General features: G+C 68.0%; 3 protein-coding genes. 2 read left to right on the forward strand and 1 reads right to left on the reverse strand.

Annotated elements, in window-relative coordinates; all coding sequences use genetic code 11:
- Positions 1-320: 320 nt before the first annotated feature.
- A complete protein-coding gene (locus tag ASG63_RS25710) occupies positions 321-1,148 on the reverse strand; it encodes a helix-turn-helix domain-containing protein (protein WP_156394302.1) in 828 nt (275 codons plus the stop codon).
- A gap of 620 nt (positions 1,149-1,768) precedes the next feature.
- Between ASG63_RS25710 and ASG63_RS21080 the strand changes: the two genes are divergently transcribed.
- Both ASG63_RS21080 and ASG63_RS21085 read left to right on the forward strand, forming a co-directional pair.
- Positions 1,769-2,461: a ParA family protein gene (locus ASG63_RS21080; protein ID WP_056221330.1), complete on the forward strand. Its 693-nt coding sequence runs from the start codon at positions 1,769-1,771 to the stop codon at positions 2,459-2,461.
- Positions 2,458-2,859, forward strand: a complete 402-nt coding sequence (locus ASG63_RS21085) for a hypothetical protein (protein WP_056221332.1) — start codon at positions 2,458-2,460, stop codon at positions 2,857-2,859. The genes ASG63_RS21080 and ASG63_RS21085 overlap by 4 nt, the downstream gene beginning before the upstream one ends.
- Positions 2,860-3,150: the final 291 nt, after the last annotated feature.

Here is a 3,150-nt window from a genome sequence, read left to right on the forward strand (position 1 = left end):
CGTCAGGAGATGCAAAAGCAAGCCGCCAACCCCGTTGGCCGCCCGCCGATGAACCGGGGTATACGGATCACTCCCAGACCCGTCAACTGCCGGAAACGGGGAAAACGCACATGTCGCAGTTTGGTTCTCTCCGGACGCAGACATAGGACGCGACCCCGTGTCGAGGTCGCGCTCTGACGAGGCCGGAAATCCTGCCCTGATCGCGTGACCTCGACACGAGCTCACCCTGGCGTTGCGCGTGCTTTTTGGGGGTTCGCGGGCCCTGATCCCGAGGCAGGCCAGGAGCTTCGGAGCTCTGCCCGCTCGGCCGGAGCGGCTCCTCACCCCCAGGTTGCGCGCCCGTTTTCTCTTCTTCTCGTAAACCCTTGATTCCGTGGGCCTCTCAAAAGTGAACCCTCCCCCCCTTCCACGGTACCCGTGGCTTGAGGGCCGGGAGATCCAGGCCCCCGAAAGGCTGCAGGCTCCGCAGCGAGCGCCTTGGGGGGCTTGCTCCGGGGATTCCAGCGCGCCAGCCAGCCCAGCCAGCTCGGGGAAACGATCCGAACCACGTTGGTGCGATTGGGACGGTACTGGACCCGTCGTTCCGTGATCGACACTAGGCCGAGGTTCTGGGCGACCCGCAGGGCCAGGCGCGCCTTGGTCTGGCCCACACCGGCTCGGGCGGCGATCTCGGGGATCGAGAGCGTGCACTGGCGTCCGGCGACGAACGCGTCGGCCACGATCTTGAGGACCGCCAATTCTCCCGTGGTGAAGCGGCAGGCGAGCTTCGGCGGCAGGGGCCCGGTGGCCGCCAGGGTCCGCCGGCGCTCCAGTGAGCGGGCCCGGTCGGGCGAGCGCTGGGAGCGCTTGGGGGGGAAATAGGACCAGAGGCGCGGATCCCGGCTCGGGTTCTGGCCTGAGGACGCGCCCGGGGCCTCCACAGCCGCCTCAGGGGGCGTCCGAGGGGGGATGACCGCGAGGCCTCCGAGGGAAACGGCGGAGGCCTGGGCGCGCGGTTTGCGGCGGCCGTGGATGGCTTCGGCGAGGGCCTGGGCCTGGACTTCCGTCAGGGCGCCCTCCCCGGCCGCGCGCCACAGATCGCGGCTCAGGGCGTCCAGAGCGGCCAGGGGAACATGGTTAACGAGAGTGAGCAGGTGATCGAACGACATGGTGGTCCCTGGGTTGGGACCGCATCGGGCCGAGCGACATCGCCTCGAGAATGAACATTCCCGATTGACTCCTGGAGGGAGCTGTGATGTGCTAGAGACCTTCGGTGTTCTCTGGCACATTCTGCGACTTGACGGCCCTTCCGGTTTGGCGACCGGGGGGGCCGTTGTCGTTTCAGGGTCCTACTGCGGTGTGGCGGCGGTTCCTTGATCGAATCCCCGGTCGAGCAAGGGACCGAGACCGCACATTCGGCATGCGCGAGGGTCTCCTGTCAAACCAGGGACTTGTGTCGTCCCGCAGCAGCACCCGATCGGTGTTTCCCGCCGGGACCGGGGCGCCCGTTCATCCCCCGGGCCATCCGATCCGAGGGAAGGCGTTCTCCTCGGAAAACCGAATAGCGTCGACGGTCCAGATAGACGGTCTATCCAACAGAACCGCCACACGCAATAAGTCGTAAGGCTCTGTGACAACGCGCAAATCTCATACAGATGGGCAAATGGCCTTTTGCCCAAGAACCCAATTGGGTTTACGGGTTCTTGGGAATTTGGGCATTAGGGCATTGGGGCCCTCGGGGTTTTGCACCTTGGGGAATGTGGGCCCACGAGCCCGGGGAGCCTTTTCGATGGCGGTCATCAGCGTCTGCTCCACGAAGGGCGGGGTCGGGAAAACGACGCTCGTGATCTGCCTGGCCGATGCCTTCGCCCGACAGGGGGGAAGCGTGGCCATCGTCGATGCCGATCCGAACGGGCATGTAGGCGCCTGGCGCGCGCGCGCGGGGGCGGACTCCACCGTCGCGGTCATCTCGGGCGTGACGGAGACCGTCATCCTCGACCGCATCGCGGAGGCGGCGACGCAGTACGGGATCGTCCTGGTGGACCTCGAGGGGGCCGCCTCGCAGGCCGTCACCTACGCGATTGCCGAGTCGGACCTCGTGCTGATCCCCACCAAGATCTCGGGAATGGACCTGCAGGAGGTGTTCCGGACCTACGAGGTGGTGCAGCGGGCCGAACGCATGCTGCGCCGATCGATCCCCGCGCGGGTGGTCCTGACCCAGATGTCGCCCCTGCAGAACCGCGTCGCCCAGCATGCCCGGGAGGAGATCCAGGGCGCCGGTATCCCGCTGCTGCGGACCGAGGTGATCCAGCGGGCCGCGTACCAGTCCATGCATTTCACGGGGTCGACGCCGGCCGGGCCGGGCGGAGACCCGAAGGCCGCCGCCGAGGTGGGCGGCGTCCTGAACGAGCTCCTTGCCATCCTGGCCGAACAGCAGGCCGCGCAGCAGGACTTGGCCGAGCAGCCGGGAGCCGGACGATGAGCAAGCCTCCGTTCCTGCCCTCGCCCCGCCCACGGCCGCACACGAGTCCGGAGGAGGCCCGGCTGCTGGCGGCCGCGACGAGCGACCTCGGCTTCACCCGGGCCTCGAGCGCCCCCCAGGAGCCGCCGGCCGCCCCGGGAGTCCCCGAGACGCCCCGGCCTGCCGAGACCATTGAGACCGGTTCGGTCCGGACGCCGAAGGCCCGGGCTTCCGCGAGGCGGCGGACCAAGGCGACGGTCCTGAAGGTCGAGGTACCGGATCCCGTCTGGACGGCCCTGCGGCAGGAGGCCCTCGATCGCCGGGTGACCGTGAAGTACCTGGTCCTCGAGGCCCTGGCGGCCAAGGGCTACGCCTTCGACCTCTCCGCCATCCCGAAGGACGGACGCCGCCTGCGCTAAGGGAGCGGTCCGCAGGGATCCTGTCCGAAAGACCGCCTGTCCGCAGATCCGATCCGAACCCTGCGGACGTCGGCAGGATCCCTAAGCCCATGTCCGCAGGGGCATGGTCCAACGGACGCCGCGACCGACCGAGGAGCCGGAAACGCAGAAAGGCCGCCCCGGAGGGCGGCCTTTCTGGTGCGGCGATCGTTTGAGAGGGAACGGCTCATTGGTGAGCTGTCTTGTTCTGTGCAGGTCTGGCGGCGACCGACTCTCCCGTGTCTTGAGACACAGTACCATGGGCGCTGGTGC

Origin of the sequence: Methylobacterium sp. Leaf94 (genome assembly GCF_001426045.1) — a bacterium.
In the GTDB taxonomy this organism is placed as follows: domain Bacteria; phylum Pseudomonadota; class Alphaproteobacteria; order Rhizobiales; family Beijerinckiaceae; genus Methylobacterium.